This is a genomic window from Chloroflexota bacterium (assembly GCA_016235055.1).
In the GTDB taxonomy this organism is placed as follows: Bacteria; Chloroflexota; Anaerolineae; order JACRMK01; family JACRMK01; genus JACRMK01.
This window is the reverse complement of sequence record JACRMK010000069.1, coordinates 24,517-42,602: the sequence shown is the minus strand read 5'-3', so window position 1 is coordinate 42,602 and position 18,086 is coordinate 24,517. Positions and strand designations below refer to the sequence as shown.

The window sequence follows — 18,086 nt, the reverse complement described above, 5'->3', positions numbered from 1 at the left end:
TCACAGCTGTCAGCGAAAGAACCATGACACAGGAAGAACTGATCCGGCACCTGGAGAGTTTGTTGTTTGTGTCGGCCGAGCCGGCCGAGCTGGCGCAACTGGCCGGAGCGCTTGACGTAACCGAGCCGGAGATTGAGGCGGCACTGGCCGCGCTGGGAGCGCTATGCGCCACACGCGGCATCCGCGTGCAGCGCAAGGGCGCGCGTGTGCAGTTAGCCACGGCATCCGACGCGTCACCGTACGTGGAGAAGTTCCTCGGACTGACGGCGACCACACGCCTATCGCAGGCGGCGCTCGAAACGCTGGCTATCATCGCCTATCGCCAGCCGATTACGAGGGCCGAGATCGAAGGACTGCGCGGCGTCGACTGCGACGGCGTGCTGCGCACGCTGATGGCACGCCAGTTGATTGGCGAGCTGGAGCGGCTCGACACGGTCGGCCACCCGATTCGCTACGGTACGACCTTTGAATTCATGCGCTATTTCGGTATCCAGCGTCTGGACGAGCTTCCACCCCTGCGCGTGGCCGAGCCCCAAGTTGCCGAGGCGCAGACACCTGCAGCACCCACGGAGTCTCATGAGCAATTCATCGCGCAGACCCAAGATGCCGCTGCGCCAAACGACATCACGGCCGGACAGCCGGCCTCCAATGAACTCAGTGCGACCACCGGCGCGACGCCCGCTACGGGCGGAAGCGCGCCCGTCGCCGGCGAACTCAACGCGCACGACGGCGAGACGTCCGGTGCGCGAAGCGGCACATCCAGCCCCGGCGGCGCCGCAGCCGCGCTGGATGCGACAGGCGGCCAGCGAGCCGGCTAACCGCCCGACGACCACGCCGACGCCAGGCTCGATCCGCTTGCACAAGGTCCTGGCTGACGCCGGGGTGGCCTCGCGACGGCATGCCGAAGCACTGATCGCCGATGGTCGCGTGCGCGTAAATGGCGTGGTCGTGCGGGAGATGGGTGTGCAGGTGAAGCCCGACCGCGACCGGATACAGGTGGACGGCCAGCCGGTCGAGATTCGCCAGGATCATGTCTACCTCGCGCTAAACAAACCGCGCGGTGTGGTGTCAACGGCGTCGGACCCGGAAGGGCGAAAGACGGTCATCGATCTGGTGCCGCGTGACCGGCGCGTCTATCCGGTCGGGCGGCTGGATTACGACAGCGAAGGACTCATGCTGTTGACCGATGACGGTGCGATGGCGAACCGATTGCTGCATCCCCGCTACGAGCAGGAACGCGAGTATCGCGCCCTTGTGACGGGCACGCCGCCGGATACTGTATTGAAGAAGTTGTGCGAGGGAATAGACCTGGAGGACGGGCATACTGCGCCGGCACGATTCGAGATCGACAGCCGCGTGAGCGGCGACGCGTGGCTGCGCGTGATCATGCGCGAAGGCCGCAACCGGCAGGTGCGCCGCATGCTCGAAGCGGTCGGCTATCCGGTCAAGCGGTTGGTGCGGGCGCGCCTGGCGACCCTGCGGTTGGGCGACCTGGCGTCGGGCCAGTGGCGACGGTTGACGCCGCGCGAGGTGGCCGATTTGCGGCAGGCGACGAGCAGTCGTGAGCGACGCGACGCATCACACTCCGGCGGGAGGAGACGCGGGCAGCATCGTGATACCAAGAACGATCGCCATTGACGGCCCGTCGGCGTCGGGCAAGAGCACGGTGGGCGAACTGCTTGCCCGGCGGCTTGGCTACCTGTATTTTGACACCGGCGTCATGTATCGTGCGCTAACGCACGCCATCCTGCGCGCAGGCATCGCCGTGGGCGACGAGTCGGCGGTCAGCGCGCTGTCTGAACGGGTGCACATTGACGTGCTGCCGCTAACGGTGAGCGACGGCCGGCAGAACACGATCCTGCTGGACGGCGCGGACGTGACGCAGCGCCTGCGCGACCGGGCGATCGACGCGAACGTATCGGCGGTTTCGGCGTACCCGCGCGTGCGCGCGGCGATGGTGCGGCAGCAGCGTGTAATCGGCGGGCGCGGCGATGTCGTGATGATCGGGCGCGACATCGGCACGGTGGTGCTGCCCCACGCCGATCTGAAGGTGTTCCTGACGGCGAGCGAAGAAGAGCGAGCAAGGCGACGCCACCGCGAGAACTGCGCGCGCGGAGACCTGACGCCGTATGCCGATGTGCTGGTGGCGCTCCGCCAGCGCGACGCGCAGGACAGCACTCGGGCCACGGCGCCGCTGCGCGCGGCCGACGACGCGCATGTGATCGATACTGAGTTGATGGACGCCAACACGGTCGTCGCAACCATTTGCAGCCTCTGGACATAGCCACATGAGTGACCGTGCATATCGATTCATGAACTGGGGCCTGCGGCGCGTGTTCCCCGTCATCATGAAGCTGACCATCGACGGGCTGTCCAACGTGCCGGCGACAGGCCCGGTGGTGATCGCAATCAACCACAGCAGTTTCGTCGAGCCGCTGCTGGCGGGCGCATACGTCAAACGCCCGATCGTCATGATGTCGAAAGCTGAAAACTTCGACCTGCCGATCGGCGGCTGGGTTGTGAAGATGTACGGCGCGTTCCCGATCCGGCGCGGCGAGGCCGACCGCGAATCGATCAAGACGGCGCTTGCGGTGCTGCGCGGCGGGCGCGTGCTGCTGATGGCGCCGGAAGGCACGCGCTCGCCTGACGGCCAACTGCAGCCGGGGCATGACGGCCTGGCGATGCTGGCGGCGCGCACGGGCGCGGCGGTGGTGCCGTTTGCGGTGGCGGGCGGCAAGCCGGTGTGGAAAAATGCGTGGCGGCTGCGCCGCACGCGTGTGTCGGCCCGCGCCGGCGCACCGATGTACCTCAACGAGTTTGGCGAAAAACCGTCGCGCGAGCAACTGGCGAAACTGACCGACCGCGTCATGCTCCGGTTGGCCGAACTGCTGCCGCCCGAGCAGCGCGGGCATTACCGCGAGCGCGTGGGCGGGTAGGCGCGCCGGCAGCATGAATATCGTGATGGTCGGCCCGTTTGGCATGGCGCCGAAACAAACGATGCGCTTGCGTGCCCTGCCGCTGGCGCGCGCGTTGGCGGCCCGTGGGCACCGCGTCACGCTGCTGCTGCCACCCTGGTCGAATCCCGATGAAAGCGGGCGCGCATACGCTGACGACGGTGTGCAGGTCGTCAACGTGCCGTTGCCGCCGCTCCGAATTCCCGGTCTGTTTCACATCTGGCTGGCGCTGACGTTGGTTCGGCGCGCGCTGGCGCTTCACCCCGCTGTCGTTCACGGCTTCAAACCCAAAGCCTATGCCGGGCTGACGCTGTGGTTGCTCTGGTATTTGCGTCGCCTTGGCATACACCGCGCGCGGCTGGTCGTCGATAGCGACGATTGGGAGGGGGCCGGTGGTTGGAACGAGGTCGAGCCGTACCCGGGCTGGCTGAAACGGTTTTTCGCGTGGCAGGAGTGGTGGGGGTTGGCGCATGCGGATACCGTGACCGTTGCGAGCCGCGCGCTGGAGACGCTTGTCTGGGCGCTGGGTGTACCGCGCACGCGGGTATGCTATGCACCCAATGGCGTTTGGCCGACTGTCCTCTCGACCGAGGTTCCGCGTGACGGCAACGCGGTACTGCTTTACACTCGGTTCTTCGAGTTTGATTTGGGCCGTGTCGCCCGCTTGCTAGCCACGCTGTCCGAGCGTCACGCGACGGTGCGGTATGTCATCGCAGGCAAGGGATTTCGAGGCGAGGAGAACGAATTGCGCCGGCTGCTGGCGGGCACGGCAGCAGAAGTGCGCGTTGACTGGCGTGGCTGGGTGGAACCGGCGCAGTTGCCCCGCCTGTTTGCGGAAGCGTCACTCGCGATCTACCCGTTTGATGACACACTGCTTAACCGCGCCAAGTGCGCGGTCAAGCTGACCGAACTGCTCGATGCGGCGGTGCCCGTGGTGGCGGAGGCGGTCGGGCAAAATCGAGAGTATATCGTCGACGGCGTTTCGGGCCTGCTGGTGCCGCCCGGTGACGGTGACGCGTTTGCCGAAGCCGTGCTGCGAATGCTGAATGACCGCGCACTTTCGCAGGCGATGGGCGCCGCGGCCCGCGAGCGGATGCAGACATGCTTTCGCTGGGAAGCCATCGCGGCCCAGCTTGAACGACACTATGCAGCCTAGTCGGTGGCCGCCATGGATGGACTGGGCGCTGCTCGGCGCGTGGATGGGGGTGATTTTCTACTGGTCGAGCCAGATGAATCCGGCGATACCGGGAATCGGGTTCGATCCGTTCCGCAAGTCATTGCACGTGCTGGAGTACATGCTGCTCTTCGCCCTGTGGCAGCGCGCACTCAAGTCACGAGTGGGGGGCGATCCCGTGGTGACAGCTATGTGGGCGCTGCTGTTGACGGCCGGCTATGCGATCTCGGATGAGATCCACCAGCACGTTGTCGGTCGCGATGGCAGTGTGCGCGACGTGCTGATCGACACGGCGTTGCCGGTGCTCCTGAGTGTTACGCTGTGGGTTCGACGAAGGATGGCTCGTCGGATTCGTTAGGCGTGGCACTGCTGGGCGGGGCGGCCTCGATCGGCGCGAGTTCGATCATGATGTCGCCGAACAACTCGTCCTGCCGCACGACGATCTTGCGCTGCTTCATCAGTTCCAACACGGCCAGAAATGAGACGACGATCTCGACCCGGCTGCGCGAGGCGCCGAGCCAGCGCCGGAACGACACGTGCTCGCCGCGCGCCAGCCGCTGCTGGATGTCTTCCATCATGTCGCTGACCCGCACGACTAGCGGCGCGACGACGTCGCCGATCGGCGCGGCGCGATTGGCCGCCACCACGACCTCGACCAGCGCGGCCAGGTCGTCGAGCGACACGTGCGACAGGTCGAGCTTCGGCTCCACCCTGGGGCGCGGCGCGATGCGAGGGTAGGCATGCAGGCCTTTGATGTCCCATTCTTTCAACTGGGTGGCGACCTGTTTGTACTGGCGGTATTCGAGAAGCTGGCGCGTCAACTCGTCGCCGACGTCCTCTTCGACTGCAAGCCCCGGCGTGCTGTCCTGCGGCAGCAACAGGCGCGATTTGATATACAATAGTTTGGCAGCCACGACGAGGAACTCGGCGATGTGCTCCGGCTCGACACGCTGCATGGCGGCCAGGTACTGCATATAATTGCCGGTTACTTGCGCCAGGGATACGCGAGTAATGTCGAGTTCTTCGCGCTCGATCAAGTGCAAGAGCAGGTCGAGCGGCCCTTCGAAATCGGGTAGTCGTACAGTATAGGCAGCTTGTTCGGCGGGCGCGATCATCGGGTGGATTATATCGGACGTGAGCATGAGGGGCCAAATGAGACAACCGGTCATGGTCGTCCTGATTGCGCTGCTGGTCAGCGGCTGCGCGCTGCTGGACGTGGCGCGCTCGGGGCCGGACCCGACCGGCGCACCATCCGCCGGCGCGACGAGCACGGCAACTCCCGCCATCGCCGGCGACGTGATGGCGATCGTCAACGGCGTGCGCCTGACGCGCGGCGATCTTGAGCAGCGGATGGCGGTCATTCAGGTCGTCGCATGGCTGACGAGTGGCGCGCGCACCGCCGATCTGGACGAGTCGCTGCAGGTGGACAAGTGGATTGACTCCGAGTTGATGGTGCAAGGCGCGGCGCAGGCCGGCATCGCGGCGAGCGACGACGATGCACGCACAGAAATTTCAAAGATGCTGGCGGCGGCCCCCGCCACAAGCGACGAACTCAACCGGCAGTTGGCGCTCGGCGGCGCGACCTTCGACGATCTGGTCCGGTACGAGGCGCGGGAGTTGACGGTGCGGCGCTTCAGCGCAAGCGATGCGTTCGCGGCCGGCTCCGAGATTGAGCGTTCGACCAAGCTGTCCACGTGGTTGGTCCGTGTACGGGCTTCGGCCAGGATTGAGAAGCCATCGCAGAGGGCTTCGGTCGCGATGGCCGGCACGTATGCCGGAGCCGTCGCGCCGGAGTTCCGGTTGCGCGGAATAGACGGCGCCGAACATGCGCTGAGCGAACTGCGGGGCCAGGTGGTGCTGATCAATTTCTGGGCGACCTGGTGCGGTCCATGCCGCAACGAGATGCCCGCGATCCAGGCGACCTACGACGCGCATGCGGGCGAAGGTTTCGTGGTGTGGGGCATCAACGATGGCGAGGAGAGCGCACTCGTGGCGCCGTACCTGCAACAACTCAAGCTGACGTTTCCGGTGATGCTGGACCGCGATTCCCGTGTGAGCCGCTTGTACCGCGTCTACGCGCTGCCGACGACGTACTTCATTGGGCGCGACGGGGTCATCAAGCAGGTCGCGGTCGGAGAGATGAGCGGCGGTTCGCTCGATGCGACTGTGAAGAAGCTGCTGCGGTAGGGCATCGTAGCGCCCATACGCGGGCCGCGCTTTAGCGCGATATGAGCGGCAGGTACGCGGCCGGTTCGAGATTGCCGAGGCGGTATATGCGCCCCTCGCTATACGCAGCGATGTAGAGCGCACCGGATTCGTCCTCGCCGAATGACGAGATCTGGAATGTCGCATCGCCAACGTCCTGCGTCGTCCATGTGTTGCCGGCGCGGGACAGCGCCCAGATGCGCCCGCTGCAGAAGTCGCCGAAGATGTAGCGGCCGGCGAGTTGCGCGTACTGCGCACCGCGATAGACGTAGCCACCAGTGACCGAGCACTCTGCGCCATGCGGATATGCTGTGACCGGCGCCGTGTGCGTGATCGCCCCGGCGCAGCGCGCGGCATTGGGTGCATACGGCACGAAACCCTCGAAGCAGCTCCAGTCGTAGTTCTGGCCGCCCGCGCTGCCGGCCGGCTGAACATCCACCTCTTCCCACGCGCCTTGTCCTACGTCGCCGATGTACAGATCACCGGTCAGTCGATCGAACGAAAAGCGCCACGGATTACGCAGGCCGAGCGCCCAAATTTCGTGCCGGTAACCAGCGGTCTGTGCGAACGGGTTGGAGGCCGGCACCGTGTAGGTTGGCACGCCCGGGTATGCCGATTCCGGATCGATGCGCAGCAGCTTGCCCAGCAAAACGGTGGTCGACAACGCATTGTTGAACGGATCACCCCCGCTGCCGCCGTCACCGGTTCCGGCGTACAGGAAGCCATCCGGCCCGAACTGCAACTGGCCGCCGTTGTGGTTGGAGTAGGTCGGATGCGGGATGGTGATGATCTTCGTTTCCGATGATGGATCGGCGCGGTCAGGATTGGCGGAGACGTTGAAGCGCGAAATGGTGATGGTGCCGGCGAGGTCGGTGTAATAGACGTAGAAGCGCTGTGAGCCGGCGAAGCCGGATGGAAATGCGACGCTCAGCAGTCCCTGCTCGCCGGAAGCGGACCCGACGCGCGCTGTGATGCTTAAGAACGGCGCGTCGGACAGTTGATTGTTCCTGAATATGCGAATCTGGCCAGAACGCTGCACGACAAACAATCGCCCGCTGCCGTCGCCCGCGTGGGTGACGTAGACGGGATCGACCACGGTGAATGGCAGCGCGGTCAGCGTGCCGTGCAAGGTGGCGGCCGGCGCCGCCTGCGCCGGTAGCGCGAGCACGCCGAACGTGGCGAGCACCAGGCAGAGCGCGGCGATGGTCGTCAGCGACAGTGCCAGCCCCCGGCTGGCGCGCGGCACCGGCATCGCTAGACGCGCTCCCCCGGGTCGAACAGGCGGGAATATTCCTGCATGGCGAAGCGGTCGGTCATGCCGGCGATGTAGTCGCAAACCACACGCTCCAGGGGCGTGCGTTGGAGCTTGCGCTGGGTCGTGACGGGCAGCATACGCGGTTCGTGGCGGTATGCGTTGAACAGTGCAACGAGAACGCGATTGGCCTTGAACGACATGCGCATGACCCGCGGGTGCCGATAGAAGTTGTTGAACAGAAACGCTTTCAGTTCTTTGTTGCCCGTTGCGATAGCAGCCGAATGGCACGCGATCTTGCCATCTTGCGCGCGTACGTCGTCGATTGTCACTATTTGGCGCGACCCGATCTGTTGCGCCGTCTCGCCGACCACGTCACTGACGAGCAAGTTGATCAGGCGCCGGACGAACTTGTGGCGCAGTTTGTCGGTGAATGGCGCTTCTTGCTCGGACACAAATGCGTCGTCCCACAGTGCCAACCCGTGCAGTTCGGCGGGCGCCAGCATGCCGGAGCGCAGGCCGTCGTCCAGGTCGGCGGTCGTGTAGGCAATCTCGTCGGCGAAATTGACGAGCTGGGCTTCCAGGGTCGGCTGCAGGGCCGGGTCGTAGTGCGCGGCGTCGGATTTGTCGTAGGCCGTCTCGTGCTTGATGATCCCCTCGCGCACTTCCCAGGTCAGGTTGAGGCCGGGGTAGTCTTCGAAGCGCTCTTCCAGTTCCTCGACGATGCGCACGGTCTGTGTGTTGTGGTTGAAACCGCCGAGATCGCGCATGAGCTCGTTCAGCGTGCTTTCGCCGGAGTGGCCAAACGGCGTGTGGCCGAGATCGTGCGCCAGCGCGATCGCCTCGGCAAGGTCCTCGTTGCAGCGCAGAGCGCGCGCGATCGTGCGCGCAATCTGCGCCACCTCAATCGTGTGTGTCAGGCGAGTACGGTAGTAATCGCCCTCGGTGTTGACGAAGACCTGGGTCTTGTACTCTAGCCGGCGGAACGCCGTGGTGTGAATCACCCGGTCGCGGTCGCGCTGAAAGGCGGTGCGGTACGGGTGCTCGGGGTCAGGGTAGGCGCGGCCGCGCGTCTGGCTGCTCAGCATGGCGTAGGCGGCCAGGTTGGCGCGCTCGGCAGCCTCCAGTTGATCGCGTATCCCCATCGGCGGCTCCTTACTCGAAATTGAAGGCATCAAGCAGGTCGCGCTGGGCGAGTCGGTCGGCCTGATCGAGGCGCGTGGGCAGCGTGGTCAGGTCGATGACCTCCAACTGCGTGATGTCGGTGCGCGTCCGCTCGACGAGGTGTTTGATGATGTCGATCAGCTTGTCGGGCGGCACGGATGGCGAACGAAGCACATCGGATTGGTGCTCGTTGGTCCCGTCAAATCTGTACGTGTAGCCGAGCAGTTCCAGCGTGCCGTCGGTATTTTCTTTGGTGAGCACCCGGAACTCGGTCCCTACGCCGCGCTCACGCGACTGGCGCGTGCGATGGATAATGAACAGTTTGTGGATGCGTTCGATCGCGCCGACGCGCATGCGCACAAGCAGTCCGGGGGGCGCGGGATGGTTGGCCGTCATGTGGAAAGTGTAGTGGTACGAAGAAGAAATGTCAAAGCGTCGAGCGTCAAAGTGACGCCATCCACGCTCCACCCCGAATGACAGGCATGCGGCAGCGCACTGCCAATGTACGGTCGAACATCCCGCCAGAGAAGGGACAATTGCCCGGTGACGGCGCGCGTAGAGTGTGGTAAAGTGACTGTGGCGAGGTGGGCCTGTACGTGCAAATGGTATGGCGCACAGCGGCGATTGGGGAACTGGCGCTCCGGCCCAGCCCCGCAGGTGAGGAGGTGGAATATGTTGGAAGATCGCCAGGCCGAGCTTCTGCGCATGTTCGAGGAAGAGTACCTGCAGGCGCGTGGATATACGTACCACACGGTCCAGCAACTGCCCGCTGCGCAGGCGCACAAGTTGCTGGTCGACGCTTCTACTTATGCGTCGAACAAGGTGGCCGAGGTGCAGACGCGCGCTCACATGCTCGATGAACTGCATGGCGTGCACCTGATCTAAGCGCGCATAGTGCGATGATTGACCCTTGCTGCACGCGTGCCTTTCAGCGCCCTGCCAGATGGCAGGGCGCAGCTTTTTCGTTTGTCAGGTAATTCACTTGTGCGGGCATGTAACCAAACCCCATTGGGGTACGTTATTCTCGCTGTATTCAGATTCATTTGTTGCCGCATCAAATTCACGGGAGAGGAAGCCATGAGCCAAAAATCCGCACTCGTTGTCGCCATAGCCCTGACCGCTTTCTTTATGACGATGCTTGGCGCACTAATTACCCAGGTATCGCAAGCAAGCGACGCCGTACGCGCACCCACCGCATCTTCGGCACCGACCGTGACGCCGGCGCAGGTCGAGGCGACGCCTACGCTTGATACGTCGGCCATCAAGATGGCGATTGCCGAACGCGAGGCGTCATACCAGCAACTGCTGGACCGGGCTAACAAACAGATTGAAGAGGCAAATGCCCAGATGCAGAAGCAGGCTGAGGCGCTGCACAAGGCCGAGACGGAAGCACAGACGGCCCGTGTGAAGGCCCAGCAGGTTCAGGAGGCGCAAGCGAAAGCAGCTGCGCAGCCGACAGCGCCGGCCAGGCCGGCCGTACCGAAGTTTGCCGTGTCGCCAGAACAGGCCGTCGGCATCGCATGGGGCGCTACACAAGGAGCCAAACCGACCAAGGGCCCGGAGTTGGTCGAATTCGAGGGCAAGCCCGCCTATGAAATCGGCTACGCCACCGGTGTCGTGTACATTGATGCCAATACGGGCAAGGTGTTATTCACAAACGTAGAGGTGCAGGCGAACAGTGACGGCCCCGAAGATCGCAAGCAGGGTGCCGGGCAAAACAACGCCGGTAAGGAAGATAACCACCATGAAGACGAGCATCACGAAGACGAGCACGAGGGACGCTAACCATGGCACAATCAACCAATACTAAAGGCGCACCGCACGCCAAGCTTGTACTCTCTGCTCTGTCGCTGGTTGCGATGATGGGCGGTTGGGCAAACCTAACGCTGGCTGAACATGCAGCCCGCAAAGATGCCGTAACAAGTATGGCCCTTGCGCCGGCGGCCGCTTCGAATGCTGAGGTGGCGCCAGTTGCCGAGTTCACAATTGAACTGCCAGCCATGCCAACCGTTGCGCCGCTCAAGGTGCCGACCGTCGCACCGGTGGTGGTAGTCAATGTTCCGCAGGCCGCGCCGATTGCTCCAGCGGCTGCGCCGGCTGCCGCGGTAGCTTCGGCACCCGAACCGGCACCGGTGGCGCTGCGCGTTGTGAGCGCGCCGCCGCGCCCGAAAGAGAGCGGGGGGGGCGGTGGCGGTGGTGGAGGCGGTGGTGCTCCGGCACCGGCGGCACAGACGCGCTCCTCCAAGTAGTATCGCTAGTCGTACAGCAGTAGTCGAACGATGTATCAGAAGCCCGGCTTGACCGGGCTTCACGCTACCCAACTTAACCAGCCCTTAATATGTTCCTTACCAGCCGATAACCACAAGGCCAGCCAAAGGTGATATGCTTGGATCATCTTGAACGACCGGAGGATTCAGATGATCAAACGTCCTGCATTGGCTATAGCTATCGGCCTGACTACATTCATAATGACAATCGCAGGGGTGTTGTTCTACCAATTATCAACGATTGGTGTGGCGACATCCGGTGCAGAAGCAGTCGCACAGCCGGCGAAAACCAACACGAGCGTGCAGCCGGTGTCTGCGGTTGACATGGCAGTCCCCACGCCGAAGATTTCGCCCGAGCAGGCGGCGACCGCCGCGCTCAAGTCGACGCCGGGCGGTCGGTTGCTACGCGCGCCGGAGCTCGTCAATTACATGGGAATCACTGCGTACGAAGTGACGCTGTCAACGGGCCTGGTATACGTTGACATAAATACGGCCCGTGTGTTGTACAATGGTGCGGTACCGGCTCAGAGCGTCGCGCAGCAGCGTGGCGAAAAAGAGCACAAAGCCGAGCACGGTTCGATCTTCGGCACGCACGGTGATGACGATGGCGACTAACCAGGGCGGCCAAGCGAAAGCGGCGGCGATCAAAGGCGCGCTAATCGGTTTCACGGTGCTGGGTACACTAGTCGGATGGGCGCAGATGTCGTCGGCCGCGTTGATGAACCCCACGAGCGTGGCAAGTGCGGTTGAGCGGGCAGCGACGCCAGGCACGGCTGCGCCGGCGAGCCCAAATACCACGGCACTGAACACGACGGGCGCGCTGCGTACCGTGCGCGCGGCCCCGGCGCCGGTAACGCGCTCGCGGTCTTCGCGGTAGCACGGGTAGGTCAGAGTACCTGGAGTTATCATGCACAGATTGCCGTTCCGCGCGATGGGCTGCGAGATGCTGGCTATCGTGGATGGCGATGGCGAGGCCACGGCGGCACTGGACAACGTGCCGGCGTGGTTTGAAAGCTGGGAGCAGGCGTTCAGCCGCTTTCGGGCGCACAGCGACCTAAACCGATTGAACGCGCATGCCGGGCAGTGGGTGCCGGTCGGGGATGCGCTGTGGGAGGTGGTGCAGGCGGCGATTGAATCGGCCCATGCGACACAGGGAATCGTCACGCCCCTGGTGCTGGGCGCGCTGGTGGCGGCCGGATATGATCGGAGTTTCGAGTTTCTGGCTGTTGCCGGCGCCGTCTCGTTTGCAGCGCCGGCCAACGTGCCGGACTGGCGCGACTTGGATTGGGATGCGCGGCAGCATGCGCTGCGCGTACCGGCTCACGCGGGACTCGATCTGGGCGGAACCGCGAAGGGCTGGGCGGCTGACCAGACGGTGGCGCGGCTGGCGACGGTCGGCCCCGCGCTGATGGATGCCGGCGGCGATATCGCCGTCAACGGGCCGCAAGCGGACGGCGAGCCATGGCCGATCGCCGTGGACATCGCCGGGGCAGGATCCGCTGCGCCGACGATGGTCATGCTCCGGTCAGGCGGAGTAGCGACGTCGGGGCGGGATTACCGGCAATGGGTTAAGAACGGGCAGCCGCAGCATCACCTGATCGACCCGCGCACCGGGCGACCGGCCGAGACGGATGTCCTGACGGCGACGGTGGTGGCGCCCTCCGCCCGCGAGGCGGAGGCGGCGGCCAAGGTTATGCTGATTCTGGGCAGCCAGCAGGGGTTAGCGTGGATCGATGCGCGTCCATGGCTGGCCGGGTTAGCGGTACTGTCGGATGGCCATATTGTCCATAGTCAGCGTATGCGTGAATATCTCTGGGAGCCACAATGAGCAATAGATCGAACAAAGCAGTTGAGGAGTTCGAGCCAGCGACGACGATCGATACGGCGCTCTGGCTGATGTTGGGGGCGGCAGCCGGCGCACTGGTGGCGGCTGTTGTGCTGCCGGCCTGGATGCCGAGCCTGGTGTCGTCGCTACTGGGCCCGGAACCCAAGGCGTACTGGTATCTGTCGCGGGCCAGCGCGCTGGTCGCGTACGGCCTGGTGTGGGTTTCGGTGGCGCTGGGCTTGATGGTCACGAACCGGATGGCGCGAATCTGGCCGGGCGGCCCGGCGGCAGCCGACGTACACGAGTTTGCCAGCTTGCTCGGTCTTTCGGTTGGCCTGTTTCACGCACTTATCCTGATGGGCGACAAGTACGCGAACTTCTCGCTCGCGCAGATCTTGATCCCGTTCGGTGGAAACGAATACCGGCCGGTGTGGGTTGGCATTGGCCAGATTGCGATCTATTTGGGCGCGGTCGTGGCGTTCAGTGTGTACGTGCGGCGCTATATCGGCTATCGCACATGGCGGCTTTTGCACTACAGCAGCCTCCTGGCGTTTGTTGGCGTTCTGGTACATGCCGTGATGAGTGGCACCGATACAGCCGGTGTCCCGGTGCAACTCTACTACTGGGCAACGGGTGGCGCGGTTCTGTTCTTGTTCATCTACCGTGTGACGGCCGGCAAATCGGCGCGTCCGCAGGCGAGCGGCGTGGCACGCGCGCCGCGCAGTTAGATTCCCGTACAGACGGCACCCCGGACACGATATGTCGATCTGGCTATCGCAAGACCGAACGGCATTCCACACAGGCGCGGGCAAGTAAGCCCGCGCCTGCGCTTTGCGCTTCGACCCCGTCTGCGCGGGGCGGTACGGCAAGCTCAGCGGTCGCCAGGGAAGCCCCGTCCGCAGCTTGCGATGTTTGACAGGCCTGCGGCGCAACGGGTAAGATGGATGCATGAGCACGCCGACTATACTGGTGGTTGAGGACGACGAAAACATCGCGGAACCGCTGGTGTTCGGGCTGAAATCCGAGAGCTTTCGCGTGCTGCACGGCGCGGACGGCGTGACGGGGCTGGCACTGGCACGCGCGGAAAAGCCCGACGTCGTCCTGCTCGACGTGATGCTGCCGGGCATGGATGGCTTCGCCGTCTGCCGGACGCTGCGCGCCGAATCGGCGGTGCCGATCCTGATGCTGACCGCGCGCGGACAGGAGATGGAGCGCGTGATGGGGCTGGAACTCGGCGCCGACGGCTATATTCTCAAACCGTTCAGCTTCCGCGAACTGCTGGCCCGCGTGCGGGCGGCGCTGCGCCGCCGTCAACTGGATCAACCGGATGGGGCAAGTGCGACCGGGCGCATTACGGTTGGCGGCCTGGTGGTCGATCGGGAGGCGCGGCAAGTCTGGCGTGATGGCCGGCTGGTCGAATGCACCCAGCGCGAGTACGATCTGCTGCTGGCGCTTATCGAGCGGCCCGCCGTCGCGCAGCAGCGGCAGGCGCTGCTCGACCGAGTCTGGGGCGAAGATTGGGTGGGTGATACACGCACGCTCGACGTGCACATCCGCTGGCTGCGTGAAAAAATCGAAGCCGATCCGTCCGCGCCGGTGTATATTCAAACCGTGCGCGGTTTCGGCTATCGTTTCGGCGGTTCAGACAATGCGCCGCAGGGTTGATGCGTGATGATCTTCCGCACATTGAGGGCGCGGCTGCTGGTCACTTACCTTTTGCTGACGGCCATCGGGCTGGGCGGGGTGATTCTGTGGACCGGCAGCCGCCTGCAGGCGACCGCGTATGTGGAAGCCGGTCACGCGATCGAGCTTCAAGCGCACTTGATTGCTAACGCCCTGCGCGACCCGCTCGTGCACGAAGAGGAGCATGCAGCGACGCCCGGTCGCAGCGTCGTGGAACTGGCGCAATCGTACGCGCGACAAACGGGCAGTCGCGTCACCTTGTACGATGAGCACATGCAGGTCGTAGCGGCATCCGACGGACGGGCGAGCGAGACGCTCGTGGCCCAAATGGCCGAACTGGCCAGCGCGCGCAACGGCGTGGATCTGGCCGTCATCCGGCGGGAGCCGGGAACCGATGATGAGCGCCTGTACACAGCCGTGCGCATTGAAGATGATCGCGAGCATGCCGGCGGATATGTTCAACTGAGCATGCCGCTTGAGGCACTGCATGCCACGCTTGCGGCGACGTGGCTGAACTTGATTGCCAGCGGGCTCCTCGTCCTCGTCGCCATCGCGACGGTGTCGATCTGGCTGGCGCAGCAGATCGCGCAGCCGCTGATGCACCTGACGGCCGCCACGGGCGCGATTGCCGCCGGCGATCTGAACCGGCGCATTACACCCGAAGGGCCGATTGAGGTCCAGCGCCTGGGCGATTCATTCAACCGCATGGCCGACCAGGTGTGCGACACGCTGGCTAAGCAGCGCGCGTTTGTGGGCGACGCGGCGCACGAACTGCGCTCGCCGTTGACCAGCTTGCGGCTGCGCCTTGACATGATCCGATCTCACGGCGAGCACGATGCGAGTTTGCGCGAATCGTATCTGGCGTCGATGGCGCGCGAACTGGAGAGCTTGCAGCGGCTGGTGGAACGCCTTTTCGCGCTCAGCGCGCTGGATCAAGGCCAGGAAGCGCCGCGCCAGGCGACTGATCTGGCGCCGTTGCTGTACGATGTGGCTGACGATGTGTCGCCCCTGGCCAACGACGCCGGCGTGGCGCTGACCGTCGACGTGCCCGAGCATCTCGGACAGGTGTTTGCGAATGGCGATGAAATGCGGATCGTGATCCGCAACTTGCTGGACAACGCCGTCAAATACACACCGGCCGGCGGGCAAGCATGGCTGAGCGCGCGCGCCACCGGAGACCGTGTGTCCATCGTGGTGCGCGACACGGGCATCGGAATCGCCGGCGAAGACCTGCCGCACATCTTCGACCGCTTCTTCCGTGCAGACAAGGCGCGTACTCGCAAGGCGGGCGGGACGGGCGTTGGCCTGTCGCTCGTGCAAGCGATCGTGGCGGCGCACGGTGGATCGGTAACGGCTGAGAGCTTCCTGGGCCAGGGCACGACGCTGACCGTGTGGCTGCCGCTTCGCGCGGCGGCGACGCAGCCGCAGTCGCCAGCACCGCCGGACAGGCTGGTTGCGCATGACATGCGCCCGTCAGGATAGGGCGAAATACCGTCTGGTGCGTGAAGGCTTCGTCTTGCCGCCGGCGTTGCCGGGCCTGCTGTCGGTCGGCATCTTCTCGTTCACCCTGACGTGGAACGAATTTATTTACGCGCTCGTGTTCCTGACCGACGTGCAGTCCAAGGCGGTTCCGGTCGGCGTGGTCTCGGAGTTGATCCGGGCCGACGTGTATCTGTGGGGGTAGCTGATGGCGGGCGCTGTCAAAGGTTTATGACCGGCGCGAGTGCGTGGGAAGGCAGATGCAGGCCAGGCCGCCAGTTTGTGGGCGGCCTGGCCATTTTAGGTCTTCGACGGAGTTCGCGTACAATGGCTCAAATCCGAATTGCCATGTCAACAAGGAGAGCGTGATGCGTTCAGACCGAATCAAGAAAGGCTTTGACCGCGCGCCGCACCGTTCACTGCTGCGGGCCACCGGCGTCATTCAGAGCGAAGCCGACTGGGGCAAGCCGTTCATCGCCATTGCGAACTCGTACACCGATATTATTCCGGGGCACGTGCACCTGAAGGAGTACGGCGAGGTGGTGCGCGCGGCCGTGCGCGCGGCCGGCGGCGTGCCGTTCATGTTCAATACGATTGGCGTGGACGACGGCATCGCGATGGGGCATTACGGCATGAAGTATTCGCTGCCCAGCCGCGAACTGATCGCGGATGCGGTCGAAACGATGGTCGGGGCGCATGCGTTCGACGGCATGATCTGCATTCCGAATTGCGACAAGATCGTGCCGGGCATGTTGATGGCGTCGCTGCGCATGAATATCCCGACGGTGTTTGTCAGCGGCGGACCGATGCGCGCCGGCAAAACACCCGACGGCCAGACAGTCGACCTCGCTTCGGTGTTCGAGGGCGTGGGTGCGTTCAAGGCCGGCCGGATTTCGGCGGAACGCTTGAGCATGCTCGAGCAGGTCGCCTGTCCGACCTGCGGCTCCTGCTCTGGAATGTTCACTGCGAATTCAATGAACTGCCTGTGCGAGGCGCTCGGCATGGCGCTGCCGGGCAACGGAACGATCGTGGCCCTCGACCCACGTCGCGACCAACTGGCGACGCATGCGGCCGCAGCGCTGCTGCATCTGATCGAGAAGGACATCAAGCCGCGCGACATCGTGACGGGAGACGCGCTGGACAACGCGTTTGCACTCGACATGGCGATGGGTGGCAGCACCAACACCGTGCTGCACGCGCTGGCGATCGCGCAGGAGGCCGGCATCGACTACCCGCTGTCGCGCGTGAACGAGATTTCGGCGCGCGTGCCGTGCATCTGCAAGGTGTCGCCGTCGTCAGCGTATCACATCGAAGACGTGGATGCGGCCGGCGGCGTGTCGGCGATTCTCAACGAACTGGGACGACGCGGGGGCATATTGAAGCTTGGCGCGCTGACCGTCACCGGGCGGACGCTGGGCGAGAATGTGTACGGCGCCGAGTCGCGCGACCGGCAGTGCATTCGTGCGCTGGACAATCCGTACTCGCAGGACGGCGGACTGGCCGTGCTGTTCGGCAACCTGGCGCCGGAGGGCTCGGTCATCAAGGCGGCCGGCGTCTCGCCATCGATGCTGAAGTTCGAAGGTGCGGCGATCGTGTTCGACTCGCACGACGAAGCGGCAGCGGGCATTCTCAACGGCATGGTCAAGGCCGGGCACGTCGTGGTGATTCGCTACGAAGGACCGAAGGGCGGCCCCGGCATGCAGGAGATGTTGCAGCCAACCAGCAATATCGCCGGCATGGGTCTGGGCGAATCGGTGGCGCTCATCACGGACGGCCGCTTTAGCGGCGCGACGCGCGGCGGCTCAATTGGTCACATCTCGCCGGAAGCGGCGGAGGGCGGGCCGATTGCGCTGCTGCGCAACGGGGATATCATTTCAATCGATATTCCGAATCGCCGGCTCGACGTAAGGCTGAGCGATGGCGAGCTGGCGGCGCGGCGCGAGCAGTGGAAGCCGGTGCAGCGCGAATTGACCGGCTGGCTCAAGCGCTATGCCAAGATGGTCACCAACGCCAGCAACGGGGCGACGCTCGTCGCGTAGTCAGGCGCGGCAAGCAAATGACACGGGGCAGTGGATTTCCGCTG

General features: G+C 64.5%; 21 protein-coding genes. 17 read left to right on the top strand and 4 right to left on the bottom strand.

Going from position 1 to position 18,086, the window contains the following annotated elements; genetic code table 11:
• Positions 1 to 23: 23 nt before the first annotated feature.
• The 6 genes from scpB to vanZ are packed head-to-tail and all read left to right on the top strand — an operon-like array spanning position 24 to position 4,486.
• The gene (gene scpB, locus HZB53_17340) at positions 24 to 818 is read left to right on the top strand and encodes an SMC-Scp complex subunit ScpB (GenBank protein MBI5879415.1); all 795 of its coding nucleotides are present in this window, start codon (positions 24 to 26) and stop codon (positions 816 to 818) included.
• On the top strand, positions 790 to 1,638 hold the full coding sequence (locus HZB53_17335) for an rRNA pseudouridine synthase (GenBank protein MBI5879414.1): 849 nt from the start codon (positions 790 to 792) through the stop codon (positions 1,636 to 1,638). The genes scpB and HZB53_17335 overlap by 29 nt, the downstream gene beginning before the upstream one ends.
• Positions 1,610 to 2,284 carry a (d)CMP kinase gene (locus tag HZB53_17330; GenBank protein MBI5879413.1) on the top strand — a complete coding sequence of 225 codons (675 nt, stop codon included), beginning with the start codon at positions 1,610 to 1,612 and terminating at the stop codon, positions 2,282 to 2,284. Before HZB53_17335 ends, HZB53_17330 begins: the two co-directional genes overlap by 29 nt.
• Positions 2,285 to 2,288: 4 nt before the next feature.
• Positions 2,289 to 2,936: a 1-acyl-sn-glycerol-3-phosphate acyltransferase gene (locus HZB53_17325; protein ID MBI5879412.1), complete on the top strand. Its 648-nt coding sequence runs from the start codon at positions 2,289 to 2,291 to the stop codon at positions 2,934 to 2,936.
• A 13-nt stretch (positions 2,937 to 2,949) separates the two neighbouring features.
• Positions 2,950 to 4,110 (top strand): glycosyltransferase family 4 protein, encoded by a 1,161-nt coding sequence (locus HZB53_17320; protein ID MBI5879411.1) that lies wholly within the window; start codon positions 2,950 to 2,952, stop codon positions 4,108 to 4,110.
• Positions 4,111 to 4,126: 16 nt separating this feature from the next.
• Positions 4,127 to 4,486, top strand: coding sequence for a VanZ family protein (vanZ, locus tag HZB53_17315; GenBank protein MBI5879410.1), 360 nt, complete (start codon positions 4,127 to 4,129; stop codon positions 4,484 to 4,486).
• Here the strand turns inward: vanZ and HZB53_17310 are convergent.
• Complete coding sequence (locus HZB53_17310; GenBank protein ID MBI5879409.1) at positions 4,443 to 5,270, bottom strand: segregation/condensation protein A; 828 nt, start codon at positions 5,268 to 5,270, stop codon at positions 4,443 to 4,445. The genes vanZ and HZB53_17310 overlap by 44 nt on opposite strands.
• 10 nt (positions 5,271 to 5,280) lie before the next feature.
• Here HZB53_17310 and HZB53_17305 point away from each other — a divergent pair, with 10 nt between their 5' ends.
• Positions 5,281 to 6,315 (top strand): TlpA family protein disulfide reductase, encoded by a 1,035-nt coding sequence (locus HZB53_17305; protein MBI5879408.1) that lies wholly within the window; start codon positions 5,281 to 5,283, stop codon positions 6,313 to 6,315.
• A 31-nt stretch (positions 6,316 to 6,346) separates the two neighbouring features.
• Here HZB53_17305 and HZB53_17300 read toward each other — a convergent pair whose 3' ends face one another.
• From HZB53_17300 to HZB53_17290, 3 genes are read right to left on the bottom strand one after another with little or no spacing between them, the layout of a single operon-like run.
• Positions 6,347 to 7,585, bottom strand: coding sequence for a PQQ-dependent sugar dehydrogenase (locus HZB53_17300; protein ID MBI5879407.1), 1,239 nt, complete (start codon positions 7,583 to 7,585; stop codon positions 6,347 to 6,349).
• A 2-nt stretch (positions 7,586 to 7,587) separates the two neighbouring features.
• The gene (locus HZB53_17295) at positions 7,588 to 8,730 is read right to left on the bottom strand and encodes a deoxyguanosinetriphosphate triphosphohydrolase (GenBank protein ID MBI5879406.1); all 1,143 of its coding nucleotides are present in this window, start codon (positions 8,728 to 8,730) and stop codon (positions 7,588 to 7,590) included.
• A 10-nt stretch (positions 8,731 to 8,740) separates the two neighbouring features.
• Positions 8,741 to 9,145, bottom strand: a complete 405-nt coding sequence (locus HZB53_17290; GenBank protein MBI5879405.1) for a hypothetical protein — start codon at positions 9,143 to 9,145, stop codon at positions 8,741 to 8,743.
• Positions 9,146 to 9,421: 276 nt separating this feature from the next.
• Here HZB53_17290 and HZB53_17285 point away from each other — a divergent pair, with 276 nt between their 5' ends.
• The 10 genes from HZB53_17285 (at position 9,422) to ilvD (ending at position 18,042) form a co-directional block, all read left to right on the top strand.
• A complete protein-coding gene (locus tag HZB53_17285) occupies positions 9,422 to 9,634 on the top strand; it encodes a hypothetical protein (GenBank protein ID MBI5879404.1) in 213 nt (70 codons plus the stop codon).
• A 192-nt stretch (positions 9,635 to 9,826) separates the two neighbouring features.
• The gene (locus HZB53_17280; GenBank protein MBI5879403.1) at positions 9,827 to 10,534 is read left to right on the top strand and encodes a PepSY domain-containing protein; all 708 of its coding nucleotides are present in this window, start codon (positions 9,827 to 9,829) and stop codon (positions 10,532 to 10,534) included.
• 632 nt (positions 10,535 to 11,166) lie between these two features.
• Positions 11,167 to 11,631 (top strand): PepSY domain-containing protein, encoded by a 465-nt coding sequence (locus HZB53_17275; protein ID MBI5879402.1) that lies wholly within the window; start codon positions 11,167 to 11,169, stop codon positions 11,629 to 11,631.
• Entirely contained in the window at positions 11,621 to 11,893 is a 273-nt protein-coding gene (locus HZB53_17270) for a hypothetical protein (GenBank protein ID MBI5879401.1), read from the top strand. The genes HZB53_17275 and HZB53_17270 overlap by 11 nt, the downstream gene beginning before the upstream one ends.
• A 30-nt stretch (positions 11,894 to 11,923) precedes the next feature.
• On the top strand, positions 11,924 to 12,844 hold the full coding sequence (locus HZB53_17265; protein MBI5879400.1) for an FAD:protein FMN transferase: 921 nt from the start codon (positions 11,924 to 11,926) through the stop codon (positions 12,842 to 12,844).
• On the top strand, positions 12,841 to 13,569 hold the full coding sequence (locus HZB53_17260; protein ID MBI5879399.1) for a hypothetical protein: 729 nt from the start codon (positions 12,841 to 12,843) through the stop codon (positions 13,567 to 13,569). The genes HZB53_17265 and HZB53_17260 overlap by 4 nt, the downstream gene beginning before the upstream one ends.
• A 220-nt stretch (positions 13,570 to 13,789) precedes the next feature.
• Positions 13,790 to 14,506, top strand: coding sequence for a response regulator transcription factor (locus tag HZB53_17255; protein MBI5879398.1), 717 nt, complete (start codon positions 13,790 to 13,792; stop codon positions 14,504 to 14,506).
• 6 nt (positions 14,507 to 14,512) lie between these two features.
• A complete protein-coding gene (locus HZB53_17250) occupies positions 14,513 to 16,006 on the top strand; it encodes a HAMP domain-containing histidine kinase (protein MBI5879397.1) in 1,494 nt (497 codons plus the stop codon).
• Positions 15,984 to 16,208, top strand: a complete 225-nt coding sequence (locus HZB53_17245) for a hypothetical protein (protein ID MBI5879396.1) — start codon at positions 15,984 to 15,986, stop codon at positions 16,206 to 16,208. Before HZB53_17250 ends, HZB53_17245 begins: the two co-directional genes overlap by 23 nt.
• 163 nt (positions 16,209 to 16,371) lie before the next feature.
• A complete protein-coding gene (ilvD, locus tag HZB53_17240; protein ID MBI5879395.1) occupies positions 16,372 to 18,042 on the top strand; it encodes a dihydroxy-acid dehydratase in 1,671 nt (556 codons plus the stop codon).
• The last annotated feature ends 44 nt before the right edge of the window (positions 18,043 to 18,086 follow it).

What these genes read in the sequence shown, in the direction of transcription:
- HZB53_17335 (MBI5879414.1), top strand. Translation starts at nt 790, where the DNA reads ATGCGACAGGCGGCCAGCGAGCCGGCTAACCGCCCGACGACCACGCCG.
- HZB53_17260 (MBI5879399.1), top strand. Translation starts at nt 12,841, where the DNA reads ATGAGCAATAGATCGAACAAAGCAGTTGAGGAGTTCGAGCCAGCGACG.
- ilvD (MBI5879395.1), top strand. Translation starts at nt 16,372, where the DNA reads ATGCGTTCAGACCGAATCAAGAAAGGCTTTGACCGCGCGCCGCACCGT.
- HZB53_17270 (MBI5879401.1), top strand. Translation starts at nt 11,621, where the DNA reads ATGGCGACTAACCAGGGCGGCCAAGCGAAAGCGGCGGCGATCAAAGGC.
- HZB53_17245 (MBI5879396.1), top strand. Translation starts at nt 15,984, where the DNA reads ATGACATGCGCCCGTCAGGATAGGGCGAAATACCGTCTGGTGCGTGAA.
- HZB53_17290 (MBI5879405.1), bottom strand. Translation starts at nt 9,145, where the DNA reads ATGACGGCCAACCATCCCGCGCCCCCCGGACTGCTTGTGCGCATGCGC.
- HZB53_17285 (MBI5879404.1), top strand. Translation starts at nt 9,422, where the DNA reads ATGTTGGAAGATCGCCAGGCCGAGCTTCTGCGCATGTTCGAGGAAGAG.
- HZB53_17275 (MBI5879402.1), top strand. Translation starts at nt 11,167, where the DNA reads ATGATCAAACGTCCTGCATTGGCTATAGCTATCGGCCTGACTACATTC.
- HZB53_17265 (MBI5879400.1), top strand. Translation starts at nt 11,924, where the DNA reads ATGCACAGATTGCCGTTCCGCGCGATGGGCTGCGAGATGCTGGCTATC.
- scpB (MBI5879415.1), top strand. Translation starts at nt 24, where the DNA reads ATGACACAGGAAGAACTGATCCGGCACCTGGAGAGTTTGTTGTTTGTG.
- HZB53_17300 (MBI5879407.1), bottom strand. Translation starts at nt 7,585, where the DNA reads ATGCCGGTGCCGCGCGCCAGCCGGGGGCTGGCACTGTCGCTGACGACC.
- vanZ (MBI5879410.1), top strand. Translation starts at nt 4,127, where the DNA reads ATGGACTGGGCGCTGCTCGGCGCGTGGATGGGGGTGATTTTCTACTGG.
- HZB53_17280 (MBI5879403.1), top strand. Translation starts at nt 9,827, where the DNA reads ATGAGCCAAAAATCCGCACTCGTTGTCGCCATAGCCCTGACCGCTTTC.
- HZB53_17250 (MBI5879397.1), top strand. Translation starts at nt 14,513, where the DNA reads ATGATCTTCCGCACATTGAGGGCGCGGCTGCTGGTCACTTACCTTTTG.
- HZB53_17320 (MBI5879411.1), top strand. Translation starts at nt 2,950, where the DNA reads ATGAATATCGTGATGGTCGGCCCGTTTGGCATGGCGCCGAAACAAACG.
- HZB53_17310 (MBI5879409.1), bottom strand. Translation starts at nt 5,270, where the DNA reads ATGCTCACGTCCGATATAATCCACCCGATGATCGCGCCCGCCGAACAA.
- HZB53_17295 (MBI5879406.1), bottom strand. Translation starts at nt 8,730, where the DNA reads ATGGGGATACGCGATCAACTGGAGGCTGCCGAGCGCGCCAACCTGGCC.
- HZB53_17255 (MBI5879398.1), top strand. Translation starts at nt 13,790, where the DNA reads ATGAGCACGCCGACTATACTGGTGGTTGAGGACGACGAAAACATCGCG.
- HZB53_17305 (MBI5879408.1), top strand. Translation starts at nt 5,281, where the DNA reads ATGAGACAACCGGTCATGGTCGTCCTGATTGCGCTGCTGGTCAGCGGC.
- HZB53_17325 (MBI5879412.1), top strand. Translation starts at nt 2,289, where the DNA reads ATGAGTGACCGTGCATATCGATTCATGAACTGGGGCCTGCGGCGCGTG.